This is a genomic window from Bacillus sp. OTU530, from assembly GCF_038440375.1.
In genome coordinates this window covers 114,241-131,232 of sequence record NZ_JASATP010000010.1, presented here as the reverse complement: position 1 = coordinate 131,232, position 16,992 = coordinate 114,241, and the positions used below count along the sequence as shown (strand labels likewise).

The following is a 16,992-nucleotide window of genomic DNA, read 5'->3' as shown; positions in this document are numbered from 1 at the left end:
ATGATTTCAGACCATATAGCTATGCCGTATCAAGATAAAAAATAAGTAAAGGGGAGGGGACTCTTAATCAGTCCCTCCCCATGATGAATCTAAATGACAAGTGTCAGTAAGCCTTCTTTTGCCTCAACCTTCTTTTGATGTGTTTCTACCACATCCATATACTGATTTGTATTTGTAATAACTACTGGCGTTGTTACCTGATAGCCAGCTTCTTTGATCTTCTCAATGTCAAACTCGACTAGTAAATCGCCCTTCTTGATATGATCACCTTGCTTCACATGCGGTGAGAAGTATTTTCCTTCTAACTGTACAGTATCTAAGCCAACGTGAATTAAAATCTCTGCACCTTCTTTAGACGTAATTCCGATTGCATGTCCAGTCGGGAATAGGATAGACACAACACCATCTACAGGAGCGAACACTTTACCAACTGTCGGTTCAATTGCAATTCCTTTCCCCATCGCTTCTGATGCGAATACTTGATCATCTACTTCGTTTAATGGCTTAATCGCCCCTGTTAACGGGCTAACGATATCTTGCTTTTTCACAAGCGGCTGTCCTGCTTCTACTTTGTTATCAGATACTACTTCCTTTTGCTTTTTGTCTTCAAATCCAAATAATACTGCCATTAATGCTGCACCTGCAAAAGCAATTCCAATCGCGATGATGTGTATTCCCATCGGTGCGAAGGCTGGGATAGACAATGCGCTTGGGAATGCATACACCACTGCTTTTGTTCCAAACATACCGTTAATTGCGCCACCAACAGCAGCAGAGATGATAACATACGGAATGGTTCTTTTATAGCGCATCATTAAACCATAAAGAATTGGTTCTGTTACACCGGATAATAAAGCTGGAACTAAAGTTGATGCTCCAAGTGTTTTTACGTTTTTATCCTTTGCTCGTAAGAAAACACCAAGTGCTAAGCCTGCTTGTGCAAGTGGAGCAGCTGCAAGCATTGCAAAGAGCGGACTGCCTCCATGTGCAAGCTGATCTAAAAGAATCGGTACGAGTCCCCAATGAAGACCAAACAATGTCAAGAATGTCCATCCTGCACCCACAACAGCCCCTGTCAAAATACCGCTCTTTGTGCTCAAGAAGTCAATCGCTGCGCCGATCGCATTCCCGACATTGACTCCAAATGGTCCAAAAGCTATCACAGTAAGCGGTACGATAATTGCTATTGATAACATCGGAACCAAAAACATTTGTAAATCTTTATGAATTATTTTTTTAAGGAATTTTTCTAAAACAGCATAGATAGATACAGCTATAAAGACAGGAAACACAGAAGATGAATAATCCATCAATATAACGGGAATGCCGATAAAATCTGTACTTTTAGCTGCGGCTAGCAAACCGGTGAAATTCGGTTCGAGCAGCGCTGCCCCAATTGTGCCGCCAACATACGGGTTTGCACCGAGCTTCGTTGCAAGTGTAATCCCTAAAAAGATCGGTAAGAAATAGAAAACAGCGTTTCCAGCGGCGGATAGAATAAAATACGTTCCGCTTTTGGCTGATAATAGTCCTGCCATTGTTAAAATCGTTAACAACGCTTTCAGCATACCTGCTCCAGCAAGTGCCCCTAATAATGGTGAAAAGCTGCGTGAAATGACTTCAAAAATGCGTGCACCGATACTTCCCTTTGGTTCATCTGATGGGTCAGCTGCCGCACCTACATTTGCGGTTTTTGTAATTTCCTTATACACATCCGCAACATGACTTCCAACAACAACCTGAAATTGTCCGCCGCTCTCAACAACACTGAGAACCCCATTTAAATTTTCAAGTGTTGTCTTATCTGCCTTTGCGCGATCCTTTAGTTTAAAACGCAGGCGAGTGGCGCAATGCACAAGACTGGACACATTTTGCTCGCCGCCAACAAGTCTTACAATATCCTTTGCTAAACCGTTATAGCTCATATTGTCTGCTCCTTTTTTTAATTAATATGTTTATAAATTTGTTGTTTAGTTAATATGTTTGTGAATTTGTTTATTAAGATAAAAAAGAATTAAAGCGCGGGTACATCCCTGTAACAAAGAAAAATTTGAACTAAAGTCATGTAATAGGAAAAATAGAATTAAAATTTCTGAAAGCATGAAGATTTTTTCTGTCAAATTTTTAACTATTCCTTGGAATGAAATTTCTCTTTATCCGTTATGTTGCTGTGGAACAACACATCCTTTCAAGGGAATAAAAAAAACCTAAACCACCACAGCATATGGATATGTGTATATACCTAATTCTAGGGCATATATATCCTATTCTGTGAGTGATTTAGGTTTTGCCTGCTTAACCAGTAACAATCCTAAAATAACTCAAGTATTTGAGTTGTAGATCGCTTTCATTTGATAAATACAATCTAACATGCTAAAAGTAAGATGTCAACGCTTTCTTTTGATTGAATTTTTGATTAGGATATGCCGTTTATTTGAAATTTTTACTTGTTCAAGCGGCTCGTGGTCGATAGACATCCAACCTATGGTAGGAAAAAGAACCTTGTTTTTCTATCGATAACGTTCATTATGGTGCAGTTAGGAATCCTTGGAATCCAGATTTTACTTGCCGGAGGTTCTGCCGCTGCGGTAGCGTCCAATCAAAGCATTGTTTCATTTGGCGCTGATACTGGGGGTTCCATCCGTATACCGGCTGCATCCTGTGGTGTGATAGGCTTAAAGCCAACTAAAGGAAGAGTGCCAACTAAAAATGTAACTGATATTTCTTGGACATTAGATCATGTTGGGCCTATAGCAGCAAATATGATGAATTTAGCTATTGTATCAGAACCTCTTTTAAATAGTTCATTTACAGAGGAATCCAACAAAGGTATAAAGGGGTTAAAAATCGGAATTCCTAAAAATTATTTTCATGAAAAAGTAAAGAGAATTGAGTCATTTCCCCTTATACTATCTCGGCGAGAAGAAGGTAGTGGTGGAACATATGATGCAATTATGGAAGAATTTAAAAGAAATGAAATTAAACCCAAGGTTATATGCGAATCTAATGATATTGACCTTATTTTTACGTTAGTAGAGGCAGATATTGGAGCGACGATAATGCCGGATTATATTTTAAGTCATTTTCATAAAAATAATATACGCTCATTACATATTGTTGGCTCTTCGTTGCGTAACGAATCTGCAATTGTATGGTTCAATAACCGCTATTTGTCGAAAATAGCTAAAAAATTTATTCATACATTTTTAAATAATTAGCAAGATTGTTTAAAATAATTCCCGAGTGAGCAGAAAAGCCCTAGAATTCTATGGAATACTAGGGCTTTTCTGCTTTTTGACTTAAACTTTAGTCTGGATTATGTTCTACCATTTTTGCGATAATTGCGCCAAGTATAAGCGCCCAAACAGGAGCACTAATATGAAGAAAGGACACGTTTGATAAGGCAACAATAAAGGAGAATAATGCACTTAATCGATATTGGTTTCCGGAAAAACCAGCCTGTAAGCTGGAATGCAGGGCTCCAATTAGAGCAAAACCAGCTAATAGGGAAACAAATGCCTGCGGTAAGGATTGGATGAACGGGACAATCTTCCAAGCGAAAACTCCAAATAGTACAATTATAATCCCCGATATAAGGGCGGCCATATATCGCTTTGACTTTGGCCCTGAATCAGGACCAGCACAGATTGCAGTCATCATTCCAGCGATATTAGCACTTTGTCCTCCGAAAAAACCTGCGATGATAGAAAAGACGCCACTAACAGAAACAATTTTGCGAATGGGAGGATTAAATTCAGAACTTTCTAATGCAGCTATTCCAGGTGCTGCATCATTGCTAAGAATTAGCGCAGCAAGAGGAAGAGCCAATGTTACCAATCCCATCCATGTGAATTCTGGAATCTGTAAGGATGGAAAGGAAAAAGCGGTTTCCGTGGATGTCATGTTTAGATCCTGAGTCCATAACATCACAAGGAAAGCCGCGAGCACGGCTACTATCACAGGTGGCAAACGTTTACTGTATTTTGTAGTAATGAAAAAACTAATCAGCGCCGCTCCCCCAACCAAGGGCATCTCTTTAACTGAAGGGACAAGCCGAACGACATAACCGGTAACTAACCCTGCTAGCATTGCTGCAATCACTTCTCTAGGAACCCATTTAATAATTTTTGTGAAAAGGCCGGAGATACCGACGAGAAATATTAACAGACCGGATATCACATAACCGCCAATTAACTGTGGATAGGTGAAATGGGAAGTAACCGTTGCTAGGAAGGCGACCCCTGTAATTGAATGGCCGCCAGTAATTGGAATGCGAAAGGCTAAAGGCATAAGAATACCGAATAGTCCACCAAAAAAATATACAGCGAACATCCAGTTTATGGTCTGTTGAGCCGTAAAATGACTGGAAGTCGCTGCCTCTAAAATAATGATCGCTGGTCCTGTCATGACCAAGGTGCTAGAAATTAGGCCGGAAGATATGTTTTGAGCTGTTATATTTGCAAGAAGATCATTTTTTCCTGATCCTTTGCCCAATAGAAAACTTTTTTGTCTTTTGTTTTCATCTGGTAATCCCATTTAATTAAATTCCTCATCTTTCTGTTGTCTAGTTAGCATAATCATTGGACAAAATTAGTGGATTGTCAAGAAGTCTTGTTTTTTTATGCCCTGTAATGATTAGTGAGCATTTCTTTTATGTGTATAAAGTGGATGACTAAAATACCTATGCATTGGGGGGTTCCTTTTTGCCCAGCTTCATTATCATAGAATATGACACTATTAATAAAACCTTTTTAATGTTGGGGACGGAAGGGAGTCTATAAGATGTATATTGAACAAAGAATTCAGCCACGTAAAGCCCTGCAACATATTCAGCCCTATCATCCTGGCAAACCCATATGGGAGGTACAGAAGGAACTAGGTATCGATCGGGTTATTAAGCTAGCATCTAATGAAAATCCGCTCGGTCCATCTCCTAAGGGGATAGAAGCTATATCAGAAAGTCTGCTAGGAATTAATCGCTACCCTGATGCAAATGCTACTGCATTAAAGGAGGCAATTGCTTCACGTCTTCAATTGCAGCCACAGCAACTTATTATTACAAATGGGGCAGACGAACTTATTACATTAATTTCAGAAACTTTTTTAGAGCAAGATAGTGAGATTATTGTACCTTCACCGTCGTTTAGTGAGTATGATTTTGGGGCTCATTTGATGGGGGCAAAGGTTGTACCTGTTACTCTTAGAGAAGACTTTAACTATGACATTGAAGCGATACTCTCTGCTGTTACGGAACGAACGAAGATCATTTATTTATGTTCCCCTAATAACCCGACAGGTACGTATCTATCTAGGAAGCAGCTGAGCCAACTCTTAGACGCTTTGCCAGGGGATATTCTTGTTGTGTTTGATGGAGCCTACAGTCACTATGCTACCGCAGAAGATTATACGGACGGCTTAGAGTATGTTGCTTTGGATTATCCGGTTATTGTGTTACAAACTTTCTCAAAAGTCTACGGTCTTGCAGGTGTTCGGGTTGGTTTTGGAGCAGCCCCAGAATCAATCATTCAAAGCATTTTAAAAGTAAAAGAGCCATTTAATGTGAATATGTTAGCTCAGGCGGCAGCCGCAGCTGCAATAACGGATGATAACCATATTCAAGCATCTCAAGAGGCCAACAAGCTTGGACTTGAGTTTTTATATAAAGCATTCTCTATTCTTGGCTTACATTATATAGAGAGTATGAGTAATTTTGTGCTCGTACGGATTGGAATAAATGCAAAGGATGTTTATGAGAAGCTTCTTGCTAAAGGAATTATCGTACGTTACGGTGGGGCTTGGGGATTACCGGAGTACGTTCGAGTCTCAGTCGGTACACGTGAGGAGAATGCTATTTTAGTTAGGGTAATGAGTTCTATTTTGCAGGATAATCATTAAAGCAATACAAATTTAGAGGGGGCGCCCCTCTAGTGAAAGTAAAATGGAAGTCAAGCACAGTTAAGGAGTTCATTTTATAGAGATAGATAAATGAAATAATGTTTTATTAACCATAACAATAGAAAAAGAATGCAAAGCAATTCCTGTTTTGAGTGACATATGGAGGTTAATGATAAAAGGAAAAGGTAGCTTGGATTAGCCGCCTTTTGTTTTAGGTGAAAGCAACCTTTCAATGTTCAAGAACTGAGTGGAATAACTGGTTCAGATTTTTTATGATTAATCGGAGCGAACTAACTACATCATAAGTATATGAGGTTTCAATATGTTAGTAAGAAATAGTAACCATAATCTGGTCACTATTTCTTTTTTTTTGTACTGTTAATGTGTGGATAGTATTTAAAAAATGTCGGTAAGTTCGGTATCTGAATAAACGGAAATTAACAAAACTGCTTTTTCCTCACCAATATTTTTAACAAAATGCGGTACACTTGCATTCCAACTAAAAGAATCACCTTCTTCAATAATCATCGAGTCTTCGCCTTGTTCTGCGATGACTCTTCCCTCTAATACTACATGGCATTCTTCTCCCTCATGGGCATTTGCTTCACCCATTGAAGCACCAGGAGGAAACTCAACCAACATCATTCTTAATCCTCCTTTGGAAGATAAATGTTCTATTTTCAAATTGTTAAAGGTAGAGTGAGTTCTTTCAGTCTTTTTAATTACTCGCATGTGCTGCTTCTTTTCTAACAACAAGTAGGGTAAAGGTACCCCTAGAAAATTTGATATGGTTTGCAAAGTGTTAATGGAGGGAGAGGTATTATTGTTTTCAACATTGCTGATAAAGCCTTTTGAAAGTCCTGTTCCTTCACACATTTGAGCAATGGTGATTTTTTTCCTCTTTCGTATTGCGCGAATTTTTGATCCTATTTCCAAATTTCTCACCTCTAAAGTTTCCTAATAAAAAACTTAATTCTATATTAACAAAAAAATAATTGACAATCTACAAGGAAGATTGTTATCTTTTAGATAAATAATATTCATATAAGAAAACAAAAGCCGCTTCGATGACTTATTTTTTCGTTGATATGTTTTTTTATATTCACATATTATCCTTGGTTAACAAGAAGAATCATTTTTAAATGCATCATTTTGATAGAGTGCTGGGAAAAGGTGATCTATTAACATTAATATGTTTAAATATATCCTTTGAAGGGATGATGAAAGTGAACTCACCAATGATTTATGAGCTTCGTCGACCGAAACGAGTCGAGCCAGATAAAATTTATCCTGCCCTTTTCGTAATGCATGGAATCGGAAGTCATGAACAAAACATGCTGCCTCTGGTAAACGGCTTGGAAGAGCAATTTTATATCTTTAGTATTCGTGGTCATTTGAAGCAGCCTCCCGGTTTCGCTTACTTTACGATTCAAGGGTATGGGAAACCTCATCGGGAAGTATTTGATGATGCTATTCATAAATTGTCGAGATTTATTGCTCATGGGGCCCCGTTACTTGCAATTGAGAACAATGAGTACACTCAGTTTTTAAATCACTTAGGCATTACACTATCTAAACCAAAGGCAATTATTTTATTTTCGGCTCACTGGGAGTCGAATATTCAAAAAGTGAGCAGTGTCAATGAGTATGAAACGATTTATGATTTCGGCGGATTTTCTGAGGATTTGTATCGTATGAAATATCCGGCAAAGGGAAATGAGGAAATTACGAAGGAAATTATACAATTGTTTATAAACCAAGGTGTTTCTTATGAAGTGGATACGAGTCGTGGATTAGACCATGGAGCCTGGGTGGTTCTAAGATTGTTGTATCCAGATGCAGACATTCCCGTTATTTCTATGTCTGTCAACCCGTATCTTTCACCGGAGGAGCAGTATAAGATTGGGAAATCTTTATCGGCGTTAAGAGAAAAGGATGTTTTAATTGTAGCTAGTGGAGGAACGGTGCATAATCTCAGAGCTTTGAATTGGGGGAAAGACACTACTGGGGAAATTGATGATTGGGCACTTGATTTTGATAATTGGTTATCCAATCATTTGAAAAATTGGGATGTAGAATCACTTTTCAAATACCAAACTTTAGCCCATAACGCTAACCTCGCAGTACCGCCGTATGGCGTTGAGCACTTTGTTCCCATTTTCTATGCTATGGGAGCAGCAGATGATCAAAGAACAGCAAAATTATTGCATCGTAGCTACCGATATGGAAATCTAAGTCATAGTGTTTAGCAGTTCGGTTGATAACTAGTCATCAAACACGCTGCAATATTTCAGTAATTATTCTTTTAAAATTATCATTTGGAGGAAATAACATGAAAAACAAATTTGAGGTAAGTACGTTGATTTTACGAGTAATTTTAGGAGTTAGTTTTTTTATACATGGGTTAGTCAAATTCCAAGGAGGAATTGAAAATATTGTAGGATGGTTTGAGAGTAGCGGCTTACCTGGGGCATTGGCTTATGTTGTCGCATTCGTAGAGATGGTTGGTGGATTGGCAGTAGTCATTGGTTTAGGTACTAGAATTGTATCCGTTTTATTATCACTAGTCATGATTGGAGCTATTATTAAAGTGAAATTAGCTGTTGGCTTTTTAGGTAATGGCCAAATGGCAGGTTATGAATTGGATTTGGCTTTTCTAGCGATGGCTGTGGTTATTGCGATTAATGGCAGTAACATATTTGCGCTTGACCACTTGATTTTTAATAAGCCAACGAACAGAAATAAGAGCAATACAGTAGTTTAATTTTATCTTTACTGAAAAAAGATAAGACTCAATTAGGCATTACTTCAATCTGTGACGGGATGGGTGAAATTTCATTTTCTGTTAGGTAAGTCTGTGTTAAAACCGACATTAATTTCCAGTAAATCAGGATTTTTGCATCACTATTCATCTTGATCTTAATGTAAGTTCATAGAACCCGTTACTTCTTTCCCATTATGCGAAAGAGCGCGAAGAAGGCGAGCGCTTCGGCGACTATGTTATCCGTGTTGGCATCGTCAAAGCAACCACAGATAGAACGAACTTCCATGATTAGGATGTGCTAGAGACAGGAATGATATCCTGTCTCTTCTTTAGTTTATCTTATTATTCAAGGTCTCTTATTATTCAATACGTAGATAGAGACCTTGATTCGATTTAAAGTGGTTGGTTTGAAAACCACTGAATTGGATGGTTACTTTTTTTGTCTGACCGTTATGATTAAGAAGAATAGAAAGTTCTATGATTGTTTTTTCTACATGTATTTTAAGCCTAGAAAAGACAGTTGAAGTCACTATTGAAGCAAAAAAAAAAGATAGATAAGAACATAGCTAAAATAAAGTTTTGTGCCATGGAGAATATATAGGAATAAATTAAACGGAAGGCGGAAATCTGTGTGGGAAAAGGATTGGTAGGGAAGCGAGTTGCTATTGGCGCTTCGCGCAATACAGATGAAATTAGTACATTAATTCAAAAGCAAGGAGGTGTTCCTGTTATTCGCTCCCTTCAAGGAACCGTTTTTTTAGCTGAGAAGGAAGTGGAGCCTGACTTGCAAAGGTTTGTTCAAGAAGGGGCAGATTGGGTTATTTTCACGACAGGGGTTGGAACGGAGACTCTTTTAGATGTAGCAAGGAAGCTTGGTTTTGAGGAACAATTTTTAAATATAATTCATCAAGCTAAAGTGGCTTCAAGGGGATATAAAACATTTTCGTTTTTAAAGAAGCTTGGGGTTAAACCAGTTGCGGTGGATGGAGATGGGACTACCCAAGGACTCATTCGTTCTTTAGAAAGCTTTGATTTTTCAGGGAAAAGAGTGATGGTCCAGCTCCATGGGGAAACAGCACCAAAGCTAATGGAGTTTCTTGAAAGTAGAGGGGCTTCTGTATTAAAGCTTCTGCCTTATCAGCACATCGCTCCTGAGTCAGAGACAGTTGCAAGGTTGTGTCAGGAGTTGTTGCGTAACGAATTAGATGCTGTATGTTTTACAACTGCTATTCAAGTTCGCTCTCTCTTTGAGTTTGCAAGGAAACAAGGCTACTTTACAGATATCGTGCATTCTTTCCAAAGCGATGTCTTAGCTGTTGCTGTTGGGAAGGTTACCGCGGAAGTCTTAAAAGAAGGAGGTATTGAGCAATTACTTGCTCCTAAGCATGAAAGGATGGGGGCAATGATTGTAGAATTATCCCGCTACTATGAAAAATAGTTATGGGTTAACTAGCTGTCAACCTTGAAAAAGGAGAGATATGATGATATTTGCCATTAGCTTAGTCGCAATTATAAGTGTTATCTCGCTTTTGGGTACAATACTGGTTTCCAGAAATGTGGATACCTCATAACTGGTAAGTACAGAACTTTTATCAGATGAAGCAGTTAGAAGAAAATATGATGGTACAAAAGAATAGATAAAAAATATCTGATTGTATTTGGCAAGCAAAACATTTGCAGTATTGGACTAAATATGTTTTCCTTAGTTAGATAGCTTGGAAGATAGATGTTTGATTTTAAATGGGTTTTAAACAAGCTTAATTATAATGAATAAAAATGTAATGATAGCAGGAAAAGTATATTGATTGAACTGGCCTACAAGTATATATATCTTGCAAATATAGACAACAGATAGGTGGTAAAAATAGCATGACAACTGTAAAACCGTATAGAGTATTATTGTATTACATGTATGTTCCGATTGAGAACCCAGAAGAATTTGCAGAGCAGCATTTAGAATTTTGTAAAGAGCTTGGTCTTAAAGGCCGAATTCTTGTGGCGGAAGAAGGCATCAATGGAACAGTATCTGGAACGATTGAGCAAACGGATGAATATATGCAAGCAATGCAAAAAGATTCCCGCTTTGCAGAAATGGTGTTTAAAGTGGATGAAGCAGACGGACATGCATTTAAAAAGATGCACGTTCGCCCTCGGTCGGAACTCGTAACACTTCGATTAGAGGATGATGTCAATCCGAACGAGTTGACCGGTAAATATTTGAGTCCCAAAGAATTTTTTGAAGCGATGCAAAATGAGGATACGATTGTGATAGATGCTAGAAATGACTATGAATATGATTTAGGTCGTTTTAAAGGAGCAATCAGACCTGATATTGAAGCCTTTCGTGAACTTCCTGAGTGGGTAAGGGATAATAAGGAAAAATTAGAAGGGAAGAAAATTCTTACCTATTGCACAGGTGGTATTCGTTGTGAAAAGTTTTCTGGGTGGTTGCTCAAAGAAGGGTTCCAGGATGTCGGCCAGCTTCATGGAGGGATTGTCACATATGGAAAAGACCCGGAAGTACAAGGAAGGCTGTGGGATGGACAATGCTATGTATTTGATGAACGGATTAGTGTTCCTGTTAATCAGACAGAACATGTTATTGTCGGAAGGGATTATTTCACAGGAGAACCATGCGAACGCTATGTAAACTGTGCCAACCCGGAGTGTAATAAACAGATTTTATGCTCGGAAGAAAATGAACATAAATATTTACGCGGGTGCACGCATGAATGTAGAGTACATCCAAGGAATTTATATGTAACAGAACATGGTTTAACTGATGAACAGGTTGCTGCGAAGCTAAAACAGATCGAGGAAGAAGATACAGTACGATTAGGATAAGGAGACTGACCCAAAAGGTTGCTGAAGCGCAATCTTTTGGGGGCAGTCTCTTTGTTTTGGTCACAAGTTTGGGTATAACTGAATGATTCTTAGGGGATGACCTTAGTAGTGGATGATTTTCTCATTAAAAACAAGTCATACAGCATCGAGTTTCACAACCTCCGTGGGGAAATATTGCTCGATAGGTAGGGAAGATTCGGCGACCACTTTTATAATTTTTATAATCTAAAACTTCTAACATCATGAGGATAGATTTAACTTCCTACTGGCCGACATACACAGTAAATAATGGAAGCGAAGTAACCTATTCTAAATTGGATGGTCAAAATACATCTGTATTGGCCGGTTTGTTTTTTTGGTCATTCTTTATTATAGAAAGAGAGGTAATACTAAAGGATTCAATTTCGTATCTGTTTCTTAATTATGATTAGTTTCCATATAAAAAACAGGCTGATTGGATGGGAGAAAGAAGTAATTATGAATAGATTTGCAAACTGATTATGGAAAAAAGATAAACATGGGCTTTTTGAAGTTGAACACACAGGAGGTTGTTACCTTGAATAGCTTAGCTGAAAAATTAAATGAAGTGATACAGAATGAGAACCCATCTATATACGCTATGTTATCAGAACTAGGTAGGAAACTGTATTATCCAAAGGGTATTTTAAGTCAAAGTGCTGAAGCAAGCCAGAAGGCATACCGTTTTAACGCTACTATTGGTATTGCAACAGAAGAAGATGCTCCTATGCATTTTCAGCATATACAAAGCCATTTTTTAGACTACGCGCCCGAGGATATTTATCCGTATGCTCCACCTGCTGGAAAGCAGAGGTTACGCGAAGTGTGGAAGGAAAAGCTGCTAAAAGATAATCCTTCTTTACGTAATCAAAGCTTTGGGTTACCTATTGTTACAAGTGCTCTTACGCATGGGCTAAGTATTGCGGCAGATTTATTTGCAGATCCGCAAGATTGTGTACTAGTACCAGATAAGTATTGGGGGAACTATCAATCGATTTTCCAAGTACGAAGAGGAGCACCATTAGTAACATATAAGCTGTTTAATGAAAACGGACGGTTTCATACGTCCGCTTTTCGAGAGGTTCTATTGAAACAGAAAACGGCCGGAAAGGCTATTCTGTTACTCAATTTTCCGAACAACCCAACAGGTTACACACCGCATCTAAATGAGGTAGAGGAGATTATTTCTGCTTTATGTGAAGCTGCTCAAGAAGGAATGAATCTTGTTGTCATTCTGGATGATGCTTATTTTGGATTATTTTATGAAGATTCTGTAAAGGAATCATTATTTGGCAGATTGGCAGGACTGCACCCAAGGATTTTACCCGTTAAAGTAGATGGTGCTACAAAAGAAAACTATGTTTGGGGATTAAGGGTTGGTTTTATCACATATGCCAGCACAAGCCCTGCTATATTGGATGCACTGGAGCAGAAAACAAAAGGGATTATACGAGGAACGATTTCTAGCAGTGTCCATTTATCTCAAACTATTATTTTAAAATCCCTAGAATCAGAGGAGTTTGATCTAGAAAAACACCAAAAATTCAAACTGATGGAGCGTAGAGCTAGTAAGGTAAAAGAGGTATTACGTCAGGAGAAGTATGAAAAGTGTTGGTCTTATTATCCGTTTAACTCCGGTTATTTTATGTGCTTAAAGCTTAAGCAAGTAAATGCTGAAGAACTCAGGGTGCACTTGTTAGACCATTATGGAGTAGGTGTTGTTGCCATTAATTCCACGGATTTAAGGATCGCCTTTTCTTGTGTGGAAGAACAAGATATAGAAGAATTATTTAACCTTATTTATAAGGGTGTAAAGGATTTAACAGAATCTGCCGTAATGTGAGGGTAGGGGTGAGGATTGCCTGAACCAGGCAGTTCAAACGCTAGAGGGCTGGTATTGCCTGCAGGATTTTCGGGAAATCGATTGGAGAGGTTGGAAGTTACTAGCTAATAATGAACGTCAAGCAGATTATCTTAGGCTCAGTTAGCCTTGATGATTATGAGTGGGGGGTAGCCCTGATATGATCCGGTTCAAAAAGCTTGTATATGAAATGCGTTTTGATGAAGTAAGCTCCCGTTACGGAGAATTTGGCTCCTTTTTTGTGGGGAGTGCATTGTCTGAAGATAAATTAGTAAGTTTACTGCAATTATAATTAAAAATAAAAATATTAAAATGAGAGGTGTATAACGAAATTGTGTTCTCAATTAAAAACTCCATTGTTTACGGCTCTAGTAGAACATGCAGAAAAAGAACCAATCCAATTCCATATTCCGGGTCATAAAAAAGGATACGGCATGGACTCTGAATTTAGGGAGTTTGTTGGTAAAAATGCACTTTCTATAGATTTGATTAACATTGGTCCTTTAGATGACCTACATCAGCCAAAAGGAATCATTAAACAGGCTCAAGATTTAGCTGCTGAGGCATTTGGTGCTGATTATACTTTCTTTTCTGTTCAGGGTACGAGTGGCGTTATTATGACAATGATACTGTCGGTTTGTGGACCTGGTGATAAAATCCTAGTACCGCGCAATGTGCATAAATCGATCATGAGCGGGATTATCTTCTCAGGTGCTAGGCCAATTTTTATCCACCCAGAGGTTGATCAAAACTTAGGCATCTCGCATGGGATTACACCTGAATCTGTACAAAAAGCATTGGAGCAGCATCCAGATACTAAAGCTGTCCTTGTAATTAACCCTACCTATTTTGGAGTTTCCGGGGATTTAAGAAAAATTGTAGATATTGTCCATTCTTATCAGATTCCCGTACTTGTGGATGAAGCGCACGGTGCTCATATTCATTTTCACGATGCTCTTCCTCTTTCTGCAATGCAAGCCGGTGCTGATATAGCTGCAACAAGCGTGCACAAGCTAGGAGGATCAATGACGCAAAGTTCTATTTTGAACGTTAAAAAGGGCTTGGTATCCCCTGAGCGCGTGCAGACTACTCTAAGTATGTTGACGACAACATCCACGTCCTACTTATTGCTTGCTTCTTTGGATGCAGCAAGAAGATCCTTAGCGACAGAAGGACAGGCCTTACTAGAAAAAAGTATTCGGCTTGCTGAACAAACACGTGCCCAAATTAATGAAATTGCACATCTCTATTGCATTGGAGATGAAATCTTGGAAACGAGCGCTATATTTGCCATGGATCCAACAAAGCTCCTCGTCTCGGTAAAAGAGCTTGGGATTACTGGCTATGATGCGGAAAAATGGCTTCGTAAAAGGTTTAATATAGAGGTTGAAATGTCTGATCTTTACAATATTCTTTGCATCATCACATCTGGCGATACCGAGGAAGATGTATTAAGACTTGTACATGCATTAAAGGAACTTGCGGATGAGTTTAAACATCAGGCAGATTCAGATATAGACACAAATATGGTGTTGCCTGAGATTCCAGTTCTTGCATTAACCCCACGAGATGCTTTTTATTCAGAAACAGAAATGGTGCCATTTGGGGAGTCAGCGGGGAGGGTTATTGCTGAGTTCGTCATGGTGTATCCGCCAGGTATTCCTATTTTTATTCCGGGTGAAATTATTACAGAAGAAAATCTGGCATATGCAAAAAAGAATATAGAAGCTGGTCTTCCTGTTCAAGGAGCCGAAGATCATAGTTTTCAATTATTGCGTGTTATAAAGGAACACTCTATAAGTTAGATAAAAACCAATTTATATATGATGAGGACGGAGAGTTTGTGTACAGCTTCTTTTTAAGAAAGGCTGTGTTAATTATTAATACTGATCTGTTCTATTTTTTATTTACGAACTAAAATGGTATACCATTATCCCACTGATATTTAATCAACCATATTACAGATAATAACAAATAAAATCAGGAAAAAACTATGCAACTAGCGAAATTAGCTTCTATCTTTGGCTCAAGTCATGCTTATATATTAATGTTAGTCTTATCTTTTGTTGCATTAATTTTTGCATGTTTTATGCCTGAAAAAACAGCAATACAAAAAAGTGTGCCTCAAGGAAGAAACTAATTGATGCATTTTACAAAGAGTTCGAGACACATTTAAAAATAGCCGAACAAGAATCATTTGGAGTAAATCCAAACGCAATTACAACGCGAGCCGCGAGCTCTTCTGTAATTAAAGTTAAATGCAAATGTTCAGTCTGGATTTGATTTTGATGTAGAGGATATTGAAAATCATTGGTTATAACCCGCACCCGGCAATTAAGGCTCCAGTTGCGGTTTGATATCAAATATATAAGCACCCTTGTCAAGCATGATAAGGGTGCTTTTGTTCTTTAAAAAATAAGATATATAGTTGTCTACATGGTTAAAAAAAACCGGTTGCGATCAAAGGATATATACTATTAATTTCTAAACCAGCCCTTTTTCTTAAACCATAACACCATTCCAATCCCCATTATGCCCATAATACCTAATACAACAAAATAGCCGTACTTCCAAGTTAACTCTGGTATATTCTCAAAATTCATGCCATAGATTCCTGCAATGAACGTCAGCGGCATAAAAATTGTTGTGATTACTGTTAATGTCTTCATAATGCTGTTCATGTAATAAGAATTCAAAGAAAGGTAATTATCTCGAATTTCTGAGGTGATGGCTCTGTTCGTCTCAATCAATTGCCCCAACTTTATTAGGTGATCGTGAATATCTCGGAAATACGCTCTTCTATTTTGCTCAATCGGAATACGATCTGACTCAAGTATACGATATAACAGCTCACGCATCGGAGTAATTGTATGATGAAGATGCAATAAGTCTCCCCTTATAATAAAAGTTTCATTAATCAAGGAAGACATAGCACCCCTTCGTCCATGTCTTTCCAGCCCTTGAATCTGCTCTTCAATTCTATAAACAACAGGAAAATACATATCTACCAGTTTGTCCATAATTTTATGTGCTGCGTCTAATGGTCCTTTTTTCTTTATATCTTTTAAGTGTCGAAAGTATTCCCAGGCAGATTCGATTTCGTTTAATTCATGAAAATGGAAAGAAACAACAAAATTCTTTCCTATAAATAAATCTACTTCGCTTGCTTCCAAAGTACTATGATTAATTGCGTGAACTACTAAAAAACTGTAATCATCATAATACTCCAGCTTTGCTCGCTGTAAATGATGAAGACAATCCTCAATAGCTAATGGGTGGAATTGAAAATATGAATCTAATAATTGCGCTTCTTCCTCCGTTGGCATGTTAAAATCTACCCAGTACCATTTGATATCATTTCTTTTAAGAATATCTAACCCTAAATCGTTTAAAATTTGATGAGTATGCGTAATAGCTAATACACGAATCAAGTGCTTGTACCTCCAAATCTCTGTTTCAAAATTCTCTGAGGCAAATATAGCAACCAATCTGACAAAAAGCAAATTGAGAAATGGAACACTTATCACGGCATGGGGGCTAGAATTCTACTGCTTCAGCTGTGGGAGTGTCAAACAAATAGAATGGGGAAGATATTTTTTCACTTTAAGAA

General features: G+C 38.0%; 12 protein-coding genes and 3 pseudogenes. 11 read left to right on the top strand and 4 right to left on the bottom strand.

Features of this window, described 5'->3' with window-relative positions:
- Positions 1-89 precede the first annotated feature (89 nt).
- On the bottom strand, positions 90-1,925 hold the full coding sequence (locus AAHB12_RS10145; RefSeq protein WP_342045219.1) for a beta-glucoside-specific PTS transporter subunit IIABC: 1,836 nt from the start codon (positions 1,923-1,925) through the stop codon (positions 90-92).
- A 603-nt stretch (positions 1,926-2,528) separates the two neighbouring features.
- On the opposite strand from AAHB12_RS10145, the gene AAHB12_RS10140 reads away from it, so the two are divergent.
- Complete coding sequence (locus AAHB12_RS10140; RefSeq protein WP_342045218.1) at positions 2,529-3,218, top strand: LysR family transcriptional regulator substrate-binding protein; 690 nt, start codon at positions 2,529-2,531, stop codon at positions 3,216-3,218.
- 88 nt (positions 3,219-3,306) lie between these two features.
- On the opposite strand, the gene AAHB12_RS10135 is transcribed toward AAHB12_RS10140, so the two are convergent.
- Positions 3,307-4,536: a benzoate/H(+) symporter BenE family transporter gene (locus AAHB12_RS10135; RefSeq protein ID WP_342045217.1), complete on the bottom strand. Its 1,230-nt coding sequence runs from the start codon at positions 4,534-4,536 to the stop codon at positions 3,307-3,309.
- Between the two features lie 246 nt (positions 4,537-4,782).
- Between AAHB12_RS10135 and hisC the strand changes: the two genes are divergently transcribed.
- The gene (gene hisC / locus AAHB12_RS10130; RefSeq protein WP_342045216.1) at positions 4,783-5,895 is read left to right on the top strand and encodes a histidinol-phosphate transaminase; all 1,113 of its coding nucleotides are present in this window, start codon (positions 4,783-4,785) and stop codon (positions 5,893-5,895) included.
- A 396-nt stretch (positions 5,896-6,291) separates the two neighbouring features.
- On the opposite strand, the gene AAHB12_RS10125 is transcribed toward hisC, so the two are convergent.
- Positions 6,292-6,831 (bottom strand): helix-turn-helix domain-containing protein, encoded by a 540-nt coding sequence (locus AAHB12_RS10125; RefSeq protein ID WP_342045215.1) that lies wholly within the window; start codon positions 6,829-6,831, stop codon positions 6,292-6,294.
- A 290-nt stretch (positions 6,832-7,121) separates the two neighbouring features.
- Here AAHB12_RS10125 and AAHB12_RS10120 point away from each other — a divergent pair, with 290 nt between their 5' ends.
- From AAHB12_RS10120 to AAHB12_RS10080, 9 genes and pseudogenes are all read left to right on the top strand, one after another.
- Complete coding sequence (locus tag AAHB12_RS10120) at positions 7,122-8,144, top strand: DODA-type extradiol aromatic ring-opening family dioxygenase (protein ID WP_446715540.1); 1,023 nt, start codon at positions 7,122-7,124, stop codon at positions 8,142-8,144.
- 83 nt (positions 8,145-8,227) lie between these two features.
- Positions 8,228-8,659 carry a DoxX family protein gene (locus AAHB12_RS10115; RefSeq protein ID WP_342045214.1) on the top strand — a complete coding sequence of 144 codons (432 nt, stop codon included), beginning with the start codon at positions 8,228-8,230 and terminating at the stop codon, positions 8,657-8,659.
- A 178-nt stretch (positions 8,660-8,837) separates the two neighbouring features.
- Positions 8,838-8,951, top strand: a pseudogene (locus AAHB12_RS10110) (hypothetical protein); the annotation flags it as partial.
- A gap of 339 nt (positions 8,952-9,290) precedes the next feature.
- Positions 9,291-10,097 carry a uroporphyrinogen-III synthase gene (locus AAHB12_RS10105; protein ID WP_342045213.1) on the top strand — a complete coding sequence of 269 codons (807 nt, stop codon included), beginning with the start codon at positions 9,291-9,293 and terminating at the stop codon, positions 10,095-10,097.
- A 431-nt stretch (positions 10,098-10,528) separates the two neighbouring features.
- Positions 10,529-11,503, top strand: a complete 975-nt coding sequence (trhO, locus tag AAHB12_RS10100; protein WP_342045212.1) for an oxygen-dependent tRNA uridine(34) hydroxylase TrhO — start codon at positions 10,529-10,531, stop codon at positions 11,501-11,503.
- A gap of 556 nt (positions 11,504-12,059) precedes the next feature.
- Complete coding sequence (locus tag AAHB12_RS10095) at positions 12,060-13,364, top strand: aminotransferase class I/II-fold pyridoxal phosphate-dependent enzyme (RefSeq protein WP_342045211.1); 1,305 nt, start codon at positions 12,060-12,062, stop codon at positions 13,362-13,364.
- A gap of 116 nt (positions 13,365-13,480) precedes the next feature.
- Positions 13,481-13,674: pseudogene (locus tag AAHB12_RS10090) on the top strand (chlorite dismutase family protein); the annotation flags it as partial.
- 40 nt (positions 13,675-13,714) lie between these two features.
- Positions 13,715-15,187, top strand: coding sequence for an aminotransferase class I/II-fold pyridoxal phosphate-dependent enzyme (locus AAHB12_RS10085; protein ID WP_342045210.1), 1,473 nt, complete (start codon positions 13,715-13,717; stop codon positions 15,185-15,187).
- Positions 15,188-15,375: 188 nt separating this feature from the next.
- A pseudogene (locus AAHB12_RS10080) lies at positions 15,376-15,522 on the top strand (hypothetical protein); the annotation flags it as partial.
- A 337-nt stretch (positions 15,523-15,859) separates the two neighbouring features.
- Here AAHB12_RS10080 and corA read toward each other — a convergent pair.
- Positions 15,860-16,813, bottom strand: coding sequence for a magnesium/cobalt transporter CorA (gene corA / locus AAHB12_RS10075; protein WP_342045209.1), 954 nt, complete (start codon positions 16,811-16,813; stop codon positions 15,860-15,862).
- Positions 16,814-16,992: the final 179 nt, after the last annotated feature.

What these genes read in the sequence shown, in the direction of transcription:
- AAHB12_RS10145 (WP_342045219.1), bottom strand. Translation starts at nt 1,925, where the DNA reads ATGAGCTATAACGGTTTAGCAAAGGATATTGTAAGACTTGTTGGCGGC.
- AAHB12_RS10140 (WP_342045218.1), top strand. Translation starts at nt 2,529, where the DNA reads ATGGTGCAGTTAGGAATCCTTGGAATCCAGATTTTACTTGCCGGAGGT.
- AAHB12_RS10135 (WP_342045217.1), bottom strand. Translation starts at nt 4,536, where the DNA reads ATGGGATTACCAGATGAAAACAAAAGACAAAAAAGTTTTCTATTGGGC.
- hisC (WP_342045216.1), top strand. Translation starts at nt 4,783, where the DNA reads ATGTATATTGAACAAAGAATTCAGCCACGTAAAGCCCTGCAACATATT.
- AAHB12_RS10115 (WP_342045214.1), top strand. Translation starts at nt 8,228, where the DNA reads ATGAAAAACAAATTTGAGGTAAGTACGTTGATTTTACGAGTAATTTTA.
- trhO (WP_342045212.1), top strand. Translation starts at nt 10,529, where the DNA reads ATGACAACTGTAAAACCGTATAGAGTATTATTGTATTACATGTATGTT.